Source organism: Cytobacillus citreus (genome assembly GCF_018343665.1).
GTDB lineage: Bacteria > Bacillota > Bacilli > Bacillales > Cytobacillaceae > Cytobacillus > Cytobacillus citreus.
On the sequence record NZ_JAGYPM010000004.1, the window covers coordinates 246,652 to 264,467 of the forward strand.

At 36.9% G+C, this 17,816-nt stretch carries 16 protein-coding genes, 2 pseudogenes and 1 riboswitch; of the genes and pseudogenes, 15 read left to right on the forward strand and 3 right to left on the reverse strand.

The window, feature by feature from the left end; genetic code table 11:
* The first annotated feature begins 161 nt into the window (after positions 1-161).
* The 14 genes and pseudogenes from KHA94_RS17830 (at position 162) to KHA94_RS17895 (ending at position 14,140) form a co-directional block, all read left to right on the forward strand.
* A complete protein-coding gene (locus KHA94_RS17830; protein WP_213103482.1) occupies positions 162-911 on the forward strand; it encodes a gluconate 2-dehydrogenase subunit 3 family protein in 750 nt (249 codons plus the stop codon).
* An 11-nt stretch (positions 912-922) separates the two neighbouring features.
* Entirely contained in the window at positions 923-2,635 is a 1,713-nt protein-coding gene (locus KHA94_RS17835; protein ID WP_213103483.1) for a GMC family oxidoreductase, read from the forward strand.
* An 18-nt stretch (positions 2,636-2,653) separates the two neighbouring features.
* Positions 2,654-2,845: a twin-arginine translocase TatA/TatE family subunit gene (gene tatA / locus KHA94_RS17840; protein ID WP_213103484.1), complete on the forward strand. Its 192-nt coding sequence runs from the start codon at positions 2,654-2,656 to the stop codon at positions 2,843-2,845.
* Between the two features lie 17 nt (positions 2,846-2,862).
* Positions 2,863-3,657, forward strand: coding sequence for a twin-arginine translocase subunit TatC (gene tatC / locus KHA94_RS17845; RefSeq protein WP_213103485.1), 795 nt, complete (start codon positions 2,863-2,865; stop codon positions 3,655-3,657).
* A gap of 373 nt (positions 3,658-4,030) precedes the next feature.
* Positions 4,031-4,145: riboswitch (TPP riboswitch) on the forward strand.
* Between the two features lie 144 nt (positions 4,146-4,289).
* Positions 4,290-6,071, forward strand: coding sequence for a phosphomethylpyrimidine synthase ThiC (gene thiC / locus KHA94_RS17850; RefSeq protein ID WP_213103486.1), 1,782 nt, complete (start codon positions 4,290-4,292; stop codon positions 6,069-6,071).
* 65 nt (positions 6,072-6,136) lie between these two features.
* Entirely contained in the window at positions 6,137-6,304 is a 168-nt protein-coding gene (locus KHA94_RS17855) for a serine protease (protein ID WP_213103487.1), read from the forward strand.
* Between the two features lie 170 nt (positions 6,305-6,474).
* Positions 6,475-7,095, forward strand: a pseudogene (locus KHA94_RS17860) (IS91 family transposase); the annotation flags it as partial.
* Positions 7,096-7,316: 221 nt separating this feature from the next.
* Positions 7,317-7,583 (forward strand): annotated as a pseudogene (locus KHA94_RS17865) (transposase); the annotation flags it as partial.
* Positions 7,584-7,746: 163 nt separating this feature from the next.
* On the forward strand, positions 7,747-8,160 hold the full coding sequence (locus tag KHA94_RS17870; protein WP_213103490.1) for a hypothetical protein: 414 nt from the start codon (positions 7,747-7,749) through the stop codon (positions 8,158-8,160).
* A gap of 120 nt (positions 8,161-8,280) precedes the next feature.
* Positions 8,281-9,489 carry a DUF418 domain-containing protein gene (locus KHA94_RS17875; protein WP_213103491.1) on the forward strand — a complete coding sequence of 403 codons (1,209 nt, stop codon included), beginning with the start codon at positions 8,281-8,283 and terminating at the stop codon, positions 9,487-9,489.
* Positions 9,490-9,587: 98 nt separating this feature from the next.
* Entirely contained in the window at positions 9,588-10,286 is a 699-nt protein-coding gene (locus tag KHA94_RS17880) for a response regulator transcription factor (protein WP_213103492.1), read from the forward strand.
* Positions 10,286-11,353 carry a sensor histidine kinase gene (locus KHA94_RS17885; RefSeq protein ID WP_213103493.1) on the forward strand — a complete coding sequence of 356 codons (1,068 nt, stop codon included), beginning with the start codon at positions 10,286-10,288 and terminating at the stop codon, positions 11,351-11,353. Before KHA94_RS17880 ends, KHA94_RS17885 begins: the two co-directional genes overlap by 1 nt.
* Before the next feature lie 101 nt (positions 11,354-11,454).
* Positions 11,455-12,234, forward strand: a complete 780-nt coding sequence (locus tag KHA94_RS17890) for an ABC transporter ATP-binding protein (RefSeq protein ID WP_275950906.1) — start codon at positions 11,455-11,457, stop codon at positions 12,232-12,234.
* Positions 12,206-14,140, forward strand: coding sequence for an ABC transporter permease (locus KHA94_RS17895; RefSeq protein ID WP_213103495.1), 1,935 nt, complete (start codon positions 12,206-12,208; stop codon positions 14,138-14,140). The genes KHA94_RS17890 and KHA94_RS17895 overlap by 29 nt, the downstream gene beginning before the upstream one ends.
* 42 nt (positions 14,141-14,182) lie before the next feature.
* Here KHA94_RS17895 and putP read toward each other — a convergent pair whose 3' ends face one another.
* From putP to KHA94_RS17910, 3 genes are all read right to left on the reverse strand, one after another.
* On the reverse strand, positions 14,183-15,664 hold the full coding sequence (putP, locus tag KHA94_RS17900; RefSeq protein WP_213103496.1) for a sodium/proline symporter PutP: 1,482 nt from the start codon (positions 15,662-15,664) through the stop codon (positions 14,183-14,185).
* 167 nt (positions 15,665-15,831) lie between these two features.
* Positions 15,832-16,080: a hypothetical protein gene (locus KHA94_RS17905; RefSeq protein ID WP_213103497.1), complete on the reverse strand. Its 249-nt coding sequence runs from the start codon at positions 16,078-16,080 to the stop codon at positions 15,832-15,834.
* Positions 16,081-16,110: 30 nt separating this feature from the next.
* A complete protein-coding gene (locus tag KHA94_RS17910) occupies positions 16,111-16,434 on the reverse strand; it encodes an ArsR/SmtB family transcription factor (protein ID WP_213103498.1) in 324 nt (107 codons plus the stop codon).
* A gap of 176 nt (positions 16,435-16,610) precedes the next feature.
* Here KHA94_RS17910 and KHA94_RS17915 point away from each other — a divergent pair, with 176 nt between their 5' ends.
* Positions 16,611-17,807, forward strand: a complete 1,197-nt coding sequence (locus tag KHA94_RS17915; protein ID WP_213103499.1) for a class I SAM-dependent rRNA methyltransferase — start codon at positions 16,611-16,613, stop codon at positions 17,805-17,807.
* Positions 17,808-17,816 lie beyond the last annotated feature (9 nt).

Sequence of the window (17,816 nt, forward strand, 5' to 3'; positions counted from 1 at the left end):
TTTAAAAAAATAGTTATCTTATTACCCAAAAATGATTAAAAAAAAAATTCTATGTCAATACTTGTAGCTACTCAATTTATTGAGGTGAATTCCTTATTTTCAAAATGCATTTTCGTATTTAATCTACGTTAGATGTAGGCATAAAAAAAGGAGGTCATTGCATGTCAGAGAAAGAAAAAAACATTTCTAGACGTGACTTTTTGAAAACGTCTGGGATTGCAACTGGGACTTTAATTGGTGGTGGCTTGATTGGTGGCATCATTGGTTATGGCATGCCTAAAACAACAAAAGTTCCAGACAAAAAAACAGAGAAAACGAATCATAACTTAACAAGCCCGAAAGGAAGAATGTTTTTTACAAAAGATCGTGATTTTAATATTCTATCTCAAGCGACCGAACGGATTTTTCCAAAAGATGACATAGGCCCAGGAGCTATCGAGCTTGGTGTTCCATATTTTATCGATAATCAGCTTGCAGGAAATTATGGAAGCAATGCTAGGGAATACATGCAAGGGCCATTCTTCGTAGGAGCACCAACACAAGGCTATCAAAGCTCTCAAACTCGTGCAGATGCATACACGCAAGGGGTTTCGATGCTGGAAAAGGAGGCGCAATCGAGATATAAAAAGAGTTTTGTCGATCTCGATGGTGAGCAAATGGATGCAATTCTTACTTCATTTGAAAAAGGTGAAGTAAAAATGAACGGGCTTCCGTCTGATTTTTTCTTTCGCATGCTAAGAGCTGCAACACTGCAAGGCGCATATGCTGATCCGATCTATAGCGGAAATAATAATATGGATGGATGGAGAATGAAAAACTTCCCAGGAAATCAAATGTCCTATCTTAATGTAATAGATAGTAAAGAATTTCAGAAAATAGATCCACAATCTTTAGCAAATATGGAGCATTAAAGGAGTACATTATGGCGAGAACAATGGAAAAAGTTGATGTAGTTACAGTTGGTGTAGGCTGGACAGGTGGCATAGTCGCTGCGGAGTGTACAAAAGCTGGTCTTAAGGTTGTTGGTCTAGAACGTGGGCAGGAAAGAGGAACTACTGACTTTTTACATATTCATGATGAGTACCGTTATGCGATTCGTTATGAATTAATGCAAAATGTTGCAAAAGAAACCGTTACTTTTCAAAATACCCGCAAAATGAAAGCACTTCCTATGAGGCAGATGGGTTCTTTCCTTTTAGGTGAAGGACTTGGAGGTGCAGGAACTCATTGGAATGGCTGGACATACCGATTTTTACCATATGATTTCGAGATTAAAACCCTTACTGAAAAAAAATACGGGAAAAATAAAGTTCCAAAAGATTATCTTTTACAGGATTGGGGATTAACATATGACGATTTAGAGCCCTATTATGACAAGTTTGAAAAAACAGCAGGGATATCTGGAGAAAATAAAAATCCGTATGGAGGTAAGCGTTCAAGTGAATATCCAACTCCGCCGATGGTAAAGACTCCAATTCTTGAACGGTTTGAAAAAGCAACTCAAAAAATGGGAATGAAACCATATATGCTGCCAGCAGCAACAATTTCAACAACATATACGAATCCAGATGGCTCCAAAATCAATGGATGCCAATATTGCGGATATTGCGAAAGATTTGGTTGTGAGTATGGGGCCAAGGCAAGCCCTGAGGTTACGGTGGTGCCTACTGCTTTAAAGACAGGAAATTATGATCTTCGCTTCAATGCAAATGTAGTTGAAATTTTAAAACAAGGAAATAAAGTAACAGGTGTTAAATACATTGATACATTATCATTAGAGGAAATCATCCAGCCAGCAGACGCAGTTGTCTTAACAAGCTATGTTTTAAACAATGCAAAGCTGCTTATGGTTTCAAAAATTGGGGAACAATACGATCCTGATACAGGAAGGGGAACCTTAGGGAAAAATTACTGTTATCAGTTAAACGCTGGTTCAACTGGCTTTTTCGACGAGCAAATGAATGTGTTTATGGGAGCTGGGGCATTAGGAATGACATTAGATGATTGGAATGGTGATAACTTTGACCATAGTGATGTGAATTTTATTCATGGCTCCGGAATTTGGATTACACAATCTGGGAACAGACCAATCGCCAAAAATCCTGTCACACCTGACGTTCCATCATGGGGACCTGAATTTAAAAAAGCCTCCATCTATAATTTCACAAGAACTCTCTATGTAGGCGGCCAAGGTGCAACGATGCCTTATAAAGAAAACTATATGTCGTTAGACGATACATACAAAGATGCTTACGGCTTGCCGCTTTTACGGCTTACATATAATTTTACAGAACAAGACCGAAATCTCTTTAAATTTTCAAATGACAAAACGGAAGAGATTATGAAAGAAATGGGAGCTAAGACTGTAGTACCTGAAAATGTTATAGAAGAGTATGACATTGTTCCATATCAGACTACACATAATACTGGCGGAACCATCATGGGAGTAGATCGTGATAAGAGTGTAGTGAACACTTATTTACAGCATTGGGATGCCGATAATCTGTTTGTAGTGGGTGCTGGAAACTTTAATCACAACAGTGGGTATAATCCTACTGGCACAGTTGGAGCTCTAGCATACCGCTGTGCAGACGGTATTATTAAATATAGCAAAAGTGGGGGAAGTCTCGTTTAAAATTAGGAGGCTCATAATATGGGATTGTCATCAATAGGAATTCCAGGTCTAATCATTATCCTTGTTATTGTATTAATCATTTTTGGACCGAAAAAACTGCCTGAAATCGGTGGAGCATTTGGTAAGACATTATCAGAATTTAAGAGATCGACAAAGGGCATGTTGGATGATGAGGATACAAATTCGAAGCTTGATAAAAAGTCTGAGTAGTGCGATAAGGTGATTGTATGGATCCATACCAAGAGCATAAAGCGAATGCAGTTACTGAATTAACTCAAAAAAAGATAAAAGAAGAATCACTCACAGAACATTTGGCTGATTTACGAAAGCAGCTAATAAAAAGTGCTAGTGTGTTCATCTTCTTTTTGGTCATTGTATTTTCGACTATTAATTTGTGGCTTCCCTATGTAACGAGGGGAAATGATCTCGTAGTGCTTGGACCATTCCAAGTGATAAAGCTTTATACATCTATTTGTGTCACTTTATCACTTGGTCTTTCCTTGCCTTTCTTCATTCATTTCATTTGGACTTTTGTAAAACCAGGTTTGAATTCGAAAGAGGTTAGGTTTTTAGGCATTTATGCACCAGCCATGTTTACTTTATTTATATTAGGTATAACCTTCGGATATTATGTCGTTAATCCATTAAGTTATCAGTTTCTAGTTAATTTTGGAGCTATGAATTTTGAAATCATGGTGTCTGCCTCTGAATACGTACATTTTCTTATCATGACAACAGTTCCTTTAGGATTTTTATTCGAGCTTCCAATTATTGTATTGTTTTTGAACTCAATAGATGTACTGACAGCAGCTGCATTAATTAAAGTTCGGAAATGGTCATATTTAGTTATCGCTGTTGTTTCGGCGCTGATTACGCCGCCTGATTTCATCAGCCAATTGATCGTACTTGTGCCAATGGCTCTGTTATATGAAATAAGTATCTATCTTGTTCGCAGAATGGAAAATCGGAGAGAAAAACAATCGAATATTAGTGTTGAAATAAAACAAGACGAAATGAGGTAATGAAAAGAAGCCGATCGAATAGATTGTAGAAAGGTTATAGCGAAGCGGGATGCCAAATGAGGTTTCTATTTTTAATTATTGGACTAGTTTTCGATGTAATCGCTTCGTTCATTTCTGTACTCTTTTTCACAGGGTTTGCACAGTCTTTTGTAGATGGGCTTATTTATTATTGGGATTTTATTTTTATATGCGGACTGAAAATTTCTAATAAAAAATTATGGGGGCTTAGCTTAATAAGTGCCCTATTCATCATGTTATATATAGTGGAACAATAGGTGCAGTATTTACAGAGTATGTGGTAAGTGAGGGGTAAGAATTGAAATAGAATCTTTTATTTTCTTATAGACTCATGTATACTAGAATCAAATTGAATAGAAATAACTAGGGGTGTCCAATGAGTTGGGCTGAGATAGAAACGCGCTAAAGTTTCTTGACCCTTCGGACCTGATCTGGTTCATACCAGCGTGGGGAAGTTAGATGTATTTGTAATCGAGACAATAACTTTTACAATTAGCCGGGTCCTGCCATTTTTTATGGATCCGGCTTTTTTTTTTAATTGTTCTCGTACGCCCATCCATGCATCCGGATCTCGTCCTTTAACAACAAATAATTGTAAGGGAGAGATTTTTTTTATGTCAGCTTCATTAAATGAAAAAAGCATTTCGATTATGTCTAGCTTTTCAGGAAGTAAAAAAGTATATGTGGCAGGTTCAAGACCTGATATGAAAGTGCCAATGCGGGGAATCGAGTTAAGTCCAACGACGGGTTCATTTGGAGAAGAGGAGAACGCGCCTGTTCGTGTATATGATACGAGCGGACCTTATACCGATCCACATTATTTGGTTGATATTACAAAGGGGCTGCCGGCGCTAAGGAGTGCATGGATTTATGAGCGTGGGGATGTAGAGGAATATGACGGGCGCGACATACAGCCTGAAGATAATGGCTTCCATTCTGCAAATGACCCTCGAGCAAACAACAATGTATTCCCGGGTTTAGAGCGAAAACCTTTAAGGGCAAAGAAAGGGAAAAATGTTACACAGCTTCATTATGCGAAAAAAGGAATGATCACGCCTGAAATGGAGTTTATTGCTTTGCGGGAAAATTTGAAACCAGAGTTTGTGCGTGATGAAATAGCAAGAGGCAGAGCGATCATTCCTTCTAATATTAATCATCCTGAGGCAGAACCGATGATTATTGGTCGAAATTTCTATGTAAAGATTAATGCAAATATCGGAAACTCGGCTGTATCATCCTCCATCGAAGAGGAAGTTGAAAAAATGACATGGGCGACCCGCTGGGGTGCTGATACAATTATGGATTTATCAACAGGGAAAAATATACATACGACTAGGGAATGGATTATTCGAAATTCCCCAGTACCGATTGGAACAGTGCCGATCTATCAAGCACTTGAAAAAGTAAATGGGATTGCGGAAGATCTCACATGGGAAATTTATCGTGATACTTTAATTGAGCAAGCAGAGCAAGGGGTGGATTATTTTACTATACATGCCGGTGTCTTGCTTAAGTATGTACCATTGACAGCAAAGCGGGTAACGGGCATCGTTTCTCGTGGTGGGTCAATCATGGCCCAATGGTGTCTATACCATCATAAAGAAAACTTTTTGTATACGCATTTTGAAGACATTTGTGAAATCATGAAGACATATGACATTGCTTTCTCTTTAGGTGACGGCTTGCGTCCGGGCTCGATAGCTGATGCAAATGATGAAGCTCAGTTTGCAGAATTAGAAACTCTGGGAGAACTAACTAAAATTGCGTGGGAGCATGATGTACAGGTGATGGTGGAAGGACCGGGACATGTGCCAATGCATCTGATTAAGGAAAATATGGATAAACAGCTGGAAGCTTGCCATGAGGCACCTTTCTATACGCTTGGTCCGCTTACAACAGATATCGCACCAGGGTATGACCACATCACATCTGCAATAGGCGCAGCAATGATTGGCTGGTACGGGACTGCAATGCTTTGTTATGTGACACCGAAGGAACATCTCGGGCTTCCTAATAAGGATGATGTTCGAGAAGGAGTTATCACGTATAAAATTGCTGCCCATGCTGCAGATCTGGCGAAAGGGCATCCAGGGGCACAAATACGAGACGATGCCTTATCAAAAGCCCGTTTCGAATTTCGTTGGCGAGATCAGTTTCATTTATCTCTAGATCCCGAACGAGCAATGGAATATCATGATGAAACACTGCCTGCTGAAGGTGCGAAAACATCTCATTTTTGTTCAATGTGTGGACCTAAATTCTGCAGCATGAGAATCTCCCAAGATATTCGTAATTATGCGAAAGAAAACAAACTTGAAACACAGGAAGCAATTGAAAAAGGGATGAAGGAAAAGGCAGAAGAGTTTCAGCGGGTTGGAGGTCATATTTATCAATAAGAAAAATGAAAGCTTTCGCAAAAAGATGTTAACGAATACCTTGTTTTACTAAGGAGGCTGTTCTAATGAAGGAGCAAAATCTTACTAAGGAAATAAAACAACTGGAAATCCGCTTGGTATTGTTGAAAAGGCAATTAGAAGAAATTCAAAAAAACTGTGAACACCAATTTATAGGGAGTCCATACTCTGAAACTTGTATGAAGTGTAATAAAGTAAATGTTTTATACTATTAACAGAAGTCATAAAAGGGTCACTTTCCGATAAATATATCTTTTTTTATTAAACCTTGTCTTAATATTTTATTGGGACAAGGTTTTATTTTTGTTTACCAGGAAATTATAAATTTCTCGACTTGTGGATAACTGTTCGATAAAATGTTCGTATAAATAGTAGGGGTATTGGTATGAGTAAACATGAGAGCGGAGTAATTAAACGGATTTTAAAAGAACATTTTGATGGTTTTTGGAAAATGAATGAAAGGAGATTTCCAGAAACATATCGGGATGATATAAAAGAGACAGTTGAGAAAGCCATTCGATGTGGTACTCGTGATTTAGGCTATTCTCGTTACGAATGCGTAGGCTGCGAAGGAAACCCCAAGCCTGTTTTTGTTTGCTTTACATGTAAGAGTCGTTTCTGCCATAAATGTGGAAAGAAGTATACAGATGATTGGTCTGAAAAACAACAGGAAATGATTTTAGATGTACCGCATCACCATTTGGTGTTTACGATACCGAGGGAACTTCGAAACGTATTCTTTGAAGATCGAAAAAAGTTAAATAAACTAAGTAAGCAAGTTGCAGAAGTGTTTCAATACCATTACCAAAAGAGAAGTAAAAAGCGTAATTTGACAGTTGGAGTTATTACGGTAATCCATACATTTGGAAGAGATTTAAAATTCAACCCACATATTCATCCCCTAGTAACAGAAGGAGCGCTAGATAATCGAAATGAATGGGTTTCAAGTGAGTATATTCCCTATGATTTTTTGAGAAAGTCTTGGCAAAAAGTTGTATTAGATTTATCGCAGATTAACGGGCAGTAAGACCCCACTTCAAGGTTGCGAGAGAATTAAAGAAACCTAAGTGGGGGATCAACTGTCAGTAAAGGCCCGACGACGGACACGATGTCCTAGTCAGGCGAAAGCCACAGGACGTGGCGTTTTGAGCGTGATTGGTTCAACTAACCATCAGTGGGGGATGAAAGAAAATCCCCACTGATGGAAGTTTCACTTTATTGAAGGCATGGTTTCCGAGTAATCAAAAGGTGATTAATTTAATTAATGAATTGTATCAAAGATATCCGAACGGATTTTATGTAAATGCAGAAAAGAAAATGAAAGATGCGAAAGGAGCCGCAAAGTACATAGGAAGATACTTAGCTAGACCAGCGATAGCTGAGTATCGCATTGAAGAATATGATGGCAAGGTTGTGAGCTTTTGGTATGAAGATCGTGGTAAGTGGAGGGGTAAGAATCGAAATAGATGGCGGATATGTTGGGTTAAATGTTAAAGAGGTTTTGATTTGGGGAGTGATATATGCTTTTTTATTGCCCCCACTAACGACCCCGTATGTACGTCTTGTCATTTGGATATTTAGGGAGTTATTACAAAAAATAAACAACTATTTTTCTGTGCTAAAAATAAACAAGGATCGTTGAAAGAGCATGTGGAAAATGAAGCAGGTAATCGGGATATTCATTGTTGTTTTCCTTATTATATCCTTGTACTTATGTATTTTAAGTTTTTTACTTTATTTACTAGGTCTTATTCCAATATTAGAAATACAAATAGAAGGTTTTTATAAATTGCTTGGATTTTCAGTATGTGTCATGCTTTGGGCTATTCCATTTGAAATTATTAATCTATTACTTGCTTCCTTGCCGAAGAATAGCATCATAAACAAAGGGATTATTCTAGTAAACATTATCTTCTTTACCTTCTATATTATCTGGTTGGATTCACGTTTTACCAGCATAAGCTTTTCAACATTAGGGATGGTTTGCTACATTATAGTACTCGTTTTAATTGCTATGATCATTCAAATAGGCGGCGAAAAAATTGCAGTTCATGATAAAAGAAAATCATAAGCTAGGATTATGACAATATTGTAAGATTTTCCTCTACCCTTGTAATCTAATTCACTTTCTCGAAATGTCAAACTTCATTAAGATATGATACAGAAATGCGAGTTTAGGAGAGTGATTAGATTGAACACATTGCAGCCGGTGGAACAGAATAAACGCATTCAGATAGTGGATGTGCTGAGGGGGATTGCCATCTTAGGAATATTGTTAGTGAATATGGCACACTTTAGTTATCCTGATGTATATTTATCGATGGTTGGAAAGGAAAACTTTTTTACCGAACAATGGAATACTGCTGATCATGTTGTTCGTGTACTTTTGGATATTTTTATCCAAATGAAATTTATATTGCTTTTTTCTTTATTATTTGGCTTCGGCATGGTTGTGATGATGGAACGGGTCATAGAAAAAAACAGGAGGTTCGTACCTGTCTATATTCGTAGATTGCTGGCATTGCTTCTATTCGGAGCGATACATGCCTTTCTTATTTGGGATGGCGATATTTTAATGGATTATGCCTTACTTGGTTTTGTTCTGCTGCTTTTTAGGAAGGCTAAGGCAAGGACATTAGTGATTTGGGCTATTCTTTTTTACACACTGTTTGCTTTACCTTTTGTATTATCAAGTTTCGGTACAGCTGCACAGCCTGGGATGGAAGAGTGGCAACAATCAATGGAGGGGGAGGCAAAGCAAGCATTAGAGGTGTATGGGAATGGAAGCTTCATGGACATTGCTGAGCAGCGTATACATGATCGCATGATGTATATGTCAATGAATGGCATGCTTTCAGGTCCACTTTTATATTTTTATTCTTCACTGCCATACTTTAGCATGTTCTTAATCGGAGCGGCCATGGCGAAAGCAAGAATTCTACATAAGCCTGAAGAGAAACGTAATGTGCTAAAGCGAATATGGATCTTAGGATTCATGATCGGTGTGCCTGCAAATCTTTTATTTGGTTTAAAAGGTCAGGAGATCTGTCTTTTAATTGGTGCTCCATTCATGATGCTTTTCTATATAACATCGATTACCTATTTGTTTAATAAAACTCGGATGAAAAAACTATTGCTCCCATTTTCAGCCGTTGGAAAAACAGCCTTTACGAATTATCTAATGCAATCAATAATTGGAACCTTGATTTTTTATAACTATGGTTTTGGTTTATATGGAAAGGTGAATCCATTTAACGGGTTTCTGCTAACAATCGGAATTTTTGCCATTCAGATGGTGATCAGTCATTTTTGGGTTAAACGCTTTGCATTCGGACCATTTGAATGGATTTGGCGTATGATAACCTATTTAAAACCACAACCTTTTCTAAAAAAATCATAGTCTTGGAGTATAGCTCGCCAATTTGGCGAGTTTTTTCAGCTTCTATATCTTTTGTATTGTAAAATAATATTAGTCAGGCTGAAAGGAGTATCAAAAGTATGTATAAAATTTATGTTGTAGAAGATGATCGCAAAATGGCTTCGATTATTTGTCAATATTTAAAGAAGTATGGCTATGATGCACATTATGCTGAGGACTTTGATTATGTAAAGCAAGAGTTTATTCAATATCGGCCTGATCTTGTTATATTAGATATCAATCTGCCTTCCTTTGATGGCTTTTATTGGTGCAGACAAATTCGTGGATTATCGAATGTACCTATCATCTTTTTATCAGCTCGCTCAGGAGAAATGGATCAAGTATTTGCGATTGAAAATGGTGGAGATGACTATATTACGAAACCATTTCATCTTGAGGTTCTTCTTGCGAAAGTGAAGGGCGTCATCCGCAGAACTTATGGAGATTATGCGATTCCATCAGATCATAATGTCCTTGAAATGGATGGACTATTCTTATATCGAGATAAAAATATCATTGAATATAATGGAGAAAAAACGGAGTGCAGCCCAAAGGAGTTTCGCCTGCTTGATTGTTTAGCGAAGAAAGCTGATAAAATTGTTTCAAGAGATAAGCTTTTGGAAGCTATTTGGGATGAAATCGATCTTGTGGATGATAATACGTTAAATGTAAATATTCGAAGAGCTCGAAAAAGGCTTGATGAAATAGGGATTCACGATGCGATTCAAACGATGCGCGGACAAGGATATATGTTAAAAAAAAGCTGGAGGCAGTCATAATGAGCTTTTTTCAATTTTTATTCGATCGGCTCGCCTATGTGATTGTTTACTTTGTTACTATCATTCTCGTTCTGCTAGTCGTCAAGCTAGGATTGTTTGAAAGTGGAGTATCTTTTTCTACTAGTAATCTTTTTTATATCGGCCTTTTATCTATTGTCTTGCTTTTGATTTATTTGTTTATTGATTACTTAAGACAGAGGCCTTTTTATGTTGGGCTAAGCAATGCTTCAAAAGAAGCCGACCTTCAATCATTTTTAAAAATGACAGCAGTAACGCGAGAACAGCAAGTGTTCAAACAGCTTTGTGAAGAGGCTTATCAAGATTATGCTGAGAAGTTGTTTATGTATGAGGAACAGCAAAAGCAAAACTATTATTTTACGAATCGGTGGACACATCAAATGAAGACGCCTTTGTCTGTTATTCGCCTCATGCTTGAGGAAGAAGAGGAATGGACAAAGGAAGAGCTATTAGAGCAAATTGATGAGGAAACATTAAAGCTGCAAGATGGATTACAAATGATGCTTTCAACCATTCGCCTGCAAAAATTCGAGCTTGATTTTTCTGTTGAAAAAATTGAATTGCTATCGTTTATTCGTTCCATTTTGCATGATAAACGTAAAACCTTTATACGGTATCGGATTTTTCCGAAGCTTGAAACAGATCATGAGGAAATGTTGATTGAGTCTGATAAAAAATGGCTGACCTTTGTATTGGAACAATTATTACATAATGCATTAAAGTATTCACATGGAAAAAAGAGCGAAGACGTAAAGTATATAAAAATATCGATAGAGTTTATTGAAAATAAAATAAAGCTTGCAATCGCAGACAAAGGCATTGGAATCAAACGGGAGGACCTTTCTAGAGTATTTGATCCTTTTTTTACAGGGGAAAATGGCCGAAAGCTGCATGAGTCAACGGGAATGGGGCTTTATTTAGCGAAAAGGATTTGCGATCAATTACATCATCCGATTATGATTCATTCAGTTGAAAATGAAGGGACAGTGGTTGAGCTTCATTTTCAACAGTCATTTGATTATTATCAGTTTGCTCGTGATGAAAGATGACAAAATTGTCATCTTTCTCTCTTTCTTTGTCATTTTTATCGATAGTGACAAAACTATTCTTTGTTTAAATTAGACTTAATGATATGACAAGGGGGATGAACATGCTATTACGGGCAACAAATATTACGAAAGTTTATACATCCAAAAAAGGGAGCTATTCTCACCATGCTCTTGACCAATTCAATCTTCAAGTTGAAAAAGGAGAGTTCATCGGAATAATGGGTCCGTCTGGAAGCGGTAAATCAACGCTATTAAATATATTAGCCATGATTGACAAGCCCTCAGCAGGAACGGTAGAAATCGATGGTGTGAATACAAGGCAGCTGAATGATAAAGAAATGGCACTTTTTCGCAGGAAACGGCTTGGATTTGTATTTCAGGATTTTAATTTACTTGATACTTTGTCGGTAAAGGAAAATATTCTGCTGCCTCTCGTACTCGAAAGTATGCCAAAAAAAGAAATGGAGAAAAGGCTTGCTGACATTACAGAAGTTCTTGGAATTGGTGAAATATTACTTAAAAGGACTTATGAAATTTCAGGTGGCCAGCAACAGAGAACAGCAGCAGCAAGAGCTCTTATTCATAATCCTGAGTTGATTCTTGCAGATGAACCTACTGGAAACTTGGATTCAAAGGCTGCCCAGTCTTTAATGGAGGCATTGGAGAAGTTAAATAAGGAGCAAGGACGGTCCATTTTAATGGTAACTCATGATCCGTTTGCAGCAAGTTATTGCAATCGAATTGTGTTTATTCGAGATGGAAAACCGTATACGGAAATTTATAGAGGAGAAAAGAGACAAGCCTTTTTCCAAAAAATCCTTGATGTTCTTTCGATGCTGGGAGGTTCCTTTGATGACATTTCGTCAGCTCATTCTAAGTAATATTAAAGGAAACTTCCAAAAATATAGCTCCTATTTTTTAAGCAGCACATTCACGGTTTTTATTTTCTATTTATTTTCTGCTTTTATCTTTCATCCAAGTGTGGAAGGGCAGAATATTCATGAAATCATAACGATACTATTAATTTCGTGTGAGATTGTTATTGTCTTTTTTACTGTTTTCTTTGTCCTTTATTCCAATTCTGCCTTCATGAAGTCTAGGAAGAAGGAATTTGGACTCTTGAAGCTAATTGGGCTTGAGAATAAACAGATAGCGAAGCTTGTATTTTTTGAGTTTACGATTATTTCAATTGGTGCAATTATGGTTGGCATTTTGTTTGGAGTATTATTTTCGAAGCTGTTTTTCATGGGGATTAATGCGATTTTACAGCTGGAAATACCACTTGCTTTTATTGTTCCACTAAAAGCGATCATGACAACAATTATCGTGTTTTTTGCCTTATTTGAATTCATAACCCTTATTGGACTGAAGGAAATTAGAAATAGTGAAATTATTGAACTTATTAAGGCTTCAAAAAAACCGAAGCAGCCACCAAAATATTCACTTGTGCTTGTTATACTAGGCGTTCTTCTATTAATAGGAGGGTACCTACTTGCGGCAGTATCAAACTTAGTCATTCTTTTCTTCTCGATGATTCCTATTTTAGTGCTCGTCATTTTAGGTACGTATTTATTATTTGGGCAATTATCGACAGCTGTATTGTATAGATTAAGGGATTCTTCCTCACTTTATTGGAAAAAGACGAATATGACAACAATCAGCATGCTTGTTTTTAAAATCAAGGATAATGCGAGAATTTTAAGCATAGCAACCATTTTAAGTGCAGTCGTAACTTCAAGTATGGGGCTTCTTATTTGGTTTAATCATTTTTCTGGAGTTGCCATCCGCGGTCCACAGGATTTGATTATTTTGCAAAAAGGGTTGGATGAGAAAGACAATGATTCGTATGATGAAGTGTCAACTCTTGCAAAGGAACATGAGGTAGAAATAAAGCATTATGATAAAACGGTTGTTTTGCCATCAACGGTTACACTTCGAGATGAAAAAGTCTCCTCGATGTGGATTATGTCAGAAAGTGATTATAATAAACGAGCAAAACAGATGAAACATGTTGAGCCGCTAAATATCGATGATGGAAAAGCTGTGTCTATCTCTCCGTTTGATCCAACGGAAGGAAAAAACTATCATCCGCCTAAGTATGAAGAAAAGGAAATGAATGTTGTAATTGCTGGAGGAATGGAAACAATTGAGATCCAGTCATCCATCTACGAAGTAACATTCATTCGGGGTCAGGATGGTGGAAATGCATTTCTTCTTGTCACCGATGATAAAATCTTTGAGAAATGGGCAGGTGTCTTCCCGCGTCAGGAGCAGCTTGTCTTGCAGGATTATTATTTCGGCGATTTAGCAAATGCAAGCAATTTACTAACTGACTTAATGAATCAAAAGAAAGACGCAACAATTTCGATTTATGATGGCTTTACAAATTATCTTGATATTAAAATGGGAAATAATCTTCTCTTATTTATCGGTCTTTTTATCTCGATGCTGTTTTTCCTTGCGTCAGGTAGCTTAATCTTCTTTAAGCTGATGACAGAAATTGATGAGGATCGGCAGGCATTTTCGATTATGCGGAAATTGGGCATGACAGACGGAGAGGTTAGGCGTTCAGTGTCAATGCAAATGGGGATCCTATTTTTCTTACCAGTAGTCGTGGGGACAGTACACACCTTATTTGCTTTTAATAGCGCACGTGTAGCACTAGGCGCGACAACTGTCTTAAACACGGGGATAATTGCAATTGGTTTTTATTTGGTATTCCAATTTGTATACTTTTTTATTACGAGGGCCATTTATATGAGAAAAATTGTTCAAAAACAGAGCTGATAATTTAGAAAATCCTCCTTTTGAAAAAGGAGGATTTTCTCATTAAGATTCGCTTTTTAACAAGCGAACACTTTCATTAAATTCTTTTTCAATTTCTTCATTACGTTGATACGTAATCAAGCTGACAACGTATGAGAGGATTAAGTTGATCGCAAAGCCAGGAACGATCTCATATAATGTGTCCCCAAGGCCAACATTTTTCCAAATGATAACCGTTAATGCTCCAGCGATCATCCCTACAAGAGCACCCCAATTGGTCATCTTTTTCCAGAATAAGCTTAGAAGGATAACCGGACCAAATGCAGCTCCGAAACCTGCCCATGCATAAGCAACAAGTCCTAGAATCGTATCGTTTTGTTCGAATGCAAGGATGGCACCAATAACGGAAATAGCTAGCACTGCCATACGGCCAAAGAAAACATACTCTTTATCAGTCGCATTTTTTCTAAACAATACTTTATACAAGTCTTCTGTTAATGCGCTTGATGTAACAATTAATTGAGAAGAAATCGTGCTCATAATCGCAGCCAAAACAGCAGCTAATAAGAATCCTGCGAATAAAGGATGGAAGACAATTTGTCCAAGTGTAAGGAAAACAGTTTCAGGATTGTCTAGTGTATATTGTTTGTTCTGATAGAAAAATGCTAATCCAACCAATGCAGTAAAGATGGTTCCAATTAATGAGAAAATCATCCAGCCGATTCCAATGCGGCGTGCACTTTTTGTTTCCTTAACAGAAGAAATGGCCATAAAGCGGACAATAATATGAGGTTGTCCAAAATAACCTAATCCCCATGCAAGTGCTGAGATAATTCCTAAAGTTGTCGTACCTTTGAAGAAATCAAGCAAGGTCGGATCAATTTCACGAATCGTTTCGAATGTTCCGCTCAAACCACCTGTCTGTGTTAAAGCAAGGATTGGGACGAGTAACAATGCAATTAACATCATAAGACCTTGAATAAAATCTGTATAACTAACGGCAAGGAATCCGCCGAATAATGTATAAGCAACAACTACACCTGAAACAATGAATAGTCCAGTATGATAGCTTGTACCGAATGAACTCTTGAAAAATACTGCTCCTGCCACCATTCCGGAAGAAACATAAAAAGTAAAGAAAACAAGAATAACGAGTCCAGAAACAATTCTTAATAGTTTTGTTGAGTCCTTAAAACGATTTTCAAGATATCCTGGAATAGTAATAGAATCATTTGCAACCTGTGTGTACGTACGTAATCTAGGTGCAACAAGAAGCCAGTTTAAATAGGCTCCAACAGTTAAACCTACAGCAATCCAAGCATCTGCTAAACCACTTACATATATTCCCCCAGGTAATCCCATCAACAACCAGCCGCTCATATCTGCTGCTCCTGCACTTAAAGCTGTTACTGCAGGTCCAAGTGAACGGCCACCTAGCATGTAATCAGTAAGGTTGCTCGTTTTTCGATACGCATACCAGCCGATAAGCAGCATTAGCACCATATAAAGTCCAATCGAAACGAGCTGAAGACCTGTATCTGACATTTACATCCCTCCATTTTTTGAAATTTGAATTTATAAAAATAGGATAAAAAACTATAAATATTCTAACATCAATCGATTGAAAAAACGATGTAAAATTTTTCTAAAATAATATATTTACGATAAAAATAGTGGATTCTATTAAAGAATCCACTATTTTTATTATTCACTCACTCAACTTCTTTAAGCATAATTTCAATGTTTGTTAAGCGGTTATTTAGTTCTTTAATCGCCTGCATCTGTTCTTGCTGATATACAGCGTTTTCTTTGTCTAACTTTAGCCTTTCATCAGCTCTTCGTTCCATTCTTCGTACTATCCGAATAACAAAAATGATGATTAGAATAGTAATGAGCAAAGGGATGAGTAATGATCCCAATGTAAATAATTGAAAAAGTATATCCCCCATATGAACCTCCATAATTAAATAATCTCCTTTACCTTAAATAATTTAATCCTTTCGATTTTTTATTGTGATACTGTCTGCAGCTTTAGCGACTAATTCCTCATTTAACGGAATGTTAAAAGAAATTAGTTCGTAATATTTCATTGCCTTCCCGGAATCAGAAATTTCATGCTGACCTTTAATTAGTCCTGCATCCTCTAGCTTTTGTAAATGTAAATAAAGCAAAGGTCTGCTAATACTTAACATTCGAGCTAATTGACTAACATATTGCCTTTCTTGTTTGAGAATGCCAATAATTTTGATCCGATATGGATTAGACAATGCTTCAAGTGTCTTTAACAATTCGTCGCCAAATAATATATCTTTCATATGTAATAATTTTATTACATATATAAATAAATTACAACAGGATAATAAAATTTCCTAGTTTTTTAATAATGTTGTTATTTCTCGATTGCTGTAAAACAGAACATATTTGGAGGAATTTCTCTCAAATGTTAAGATCATTAATGAGAGATAGTAATAAGAAATGATTGGGTGAACAAATGAATAAAGAAGAATGCTTAAAAGTGAAATCAACATTTGTTAAAGGTTTACAATCTGGCTATCCCCTTATCATAGAGGATTCCATTGCTAAAATTCCAAGTGGTCTTACTGAGGGTAGAATTATTAGCTTTTTTGATGAAAAGAATCGATTTATAGCCAAAGGCTATTATGGTAAACAGAATAAGGGGATAGGATGGATCCTAAGCAGAAACCAGCAGGAGCAAATTGATCAGGGTTTTTTTGAGAAAAGGATAAAAAAAGCAATGGATTGCAGAAAAATATTCTTTGATGATCCGGACACATCGGCCTTTCGCATCTTTAATGGAGAAGGCGACGGGATTGGCGGACTGACAATTGATTTCTTTGCTGGGTTTTACTTAGTTACATGGTACAGCGAGGGGATTTATCATTTTAAAAATGAAGTAATAGAAGCACTGCTCAATGTGGCAGAAGTAAAAGGGGTATATGAAAAAAAACGCTTCGCAATAAAGGGTACCTATTTGGAAGATGATGATTTCGTTACTGGAGAACGTGCAGCTTTCCCTTTAATAGTAAAAGAGAATGGGATCAACTTTGCTGTTTATCTGAATGACGGAGCTATGGTGGGAGTGTTCCTAGATCAAAGGAATGTTCGAAAGGCAATTCGTGACAAATACGCAAAAGGGAAAACAGTATTAAATACCTTTTCTTATACAGGAGCTTTTTCAGTAGCTGCGGCATTGGGTGGTGCAGCTAAGACAACGAGTGTAGATCTTGCAAACCGCAGTAAAAGTAAGACGATAGAGCAATTTAGTGTTAACGGCATTGACTATGAAACGCATGACATCATTGTCGAAGATGTGTTCAATTATTTTAAATACGCTGTCCGGAAGCAACTGAAATTTGAAATGGTCATTCTCGATCCCCCGAGCTTTGCACGTTCTAAGAAACATACTTTTAGTGCTGTAAAGGATTATACAGGTCTTCTTGAGGAAGCAATTCAAATAACAGAGAAAAATGGAATTATTGTTGCTTCTACAAATTGCAGTACTTTTAACATGGAAAAATTTAAAGGCTTTATTGAGAAGGCATTTAATAAAAGAGGAACAAAATACAAAATTCTTGAGGAATTTAGTCTCCCCGAGGATTTTAAGACGAAAAAGGAATTTCAAGAAGGCAATTACCTGAAAGTGGCGATTATTAAGAAGTTGACATGAAATGATTTA

Coding starts and splice junctions, on each gene's coding strand:
- KHA94_RS17830 (WP_213103482.1), top strand. CDS start 162: ATGTCAGAGAAAGAAAAAAACATTTCTAGACGTGACTTTTTGAAAACG.
- KHA94_RS17835 (WP_213103483.1), top strand. CDS start 923: ATGGCGAGAACAATGGAAAAAGTTGATGTAGTTACAGTTGGTGTAGGC.
- tatA (WP_213103484.1), top strand. CDS start 2,654: ATGGGATTGTCATCAATAGGAATTCCAGGTCTAATCATTATCCTTGTT.
- tatC (WP_213103485.1), top strand. CDS start 2,863: ATGGATCCATACCAAGAGCATAAAGCGAATGCAGTTACTGAATTAACT.
- thiC (WP_213103486.1), top strand. CDS start 4,290: ATGTCAGCTTCATTAAATGAAAAAAGCATTTCGATTATGTCTAGCTTT.
- KHA94_RS17855 (WP_213103487.1), top strand. CDS start 6,137: ATGAAGGAGCAAAATCTTACTAAGGAAATAAAACAACTGGAAATCCGC.
- KHA94_RS17870 (WP_213103490.1), top strand. CDS start 7,747: ATGAAGCAGGTAATCGGGATATTCATTGTTGTTTTCCTTATTATATCC.
- KHA94_RS17880 (WP_213103492.1), top strand. CDS start 9,588: ATGTATAAAATTTATGTTGTAGAAGATGATCGCAAAATGGCTTCGATT.
- KHA94_RS17885 (WP_213103493.1), top strand. CDS start 10,286: ATGAGCTTTTTTCAATTTTTATTCGATCGGCTCGCCTATGTGATTGTT.
- KHA94_RS17890 (WP_275950906.1), top strand. CDS start 11,455: ATGCTATTACGGGCAACAAATATTACGAAAGTTTATACATCCAAAAAA.
- KHA94_RS17895 (WP_213103495.1), top strand. CDS start 12,206: ATGACATTTCGTCAGCTCATTCTAAGTAATATTAAAGGAAACTTCCAA.
- putP (WP_213103496.1), bottom strand. CDS start 15,664: ATGTCAGATACAGGTCTTCAGCTCGTTTCGATTGGACTTTATATGGTG.
- KHA94_RS17905 (WP_213103497.1), bottom strand. CDS start 16,080: ATGGAGGTTCATATGGGGGATATACTTTTTCAATTATTTACATTGGGA.
- KHA94_RS17910 (WP_213103498.1), bottom strand. CDS start 16,434: ATGAAAGATATATTATTTGGCGACGAATTGTTAAAGACACTTGAAGCA.
- KHA94_RS17915 (WP_213103499.1), top strand. CDS start 16,611: ATGAATAAAGAAGAATGCTTAAAAGTGAAATCAACATTTGTTAAAGGT.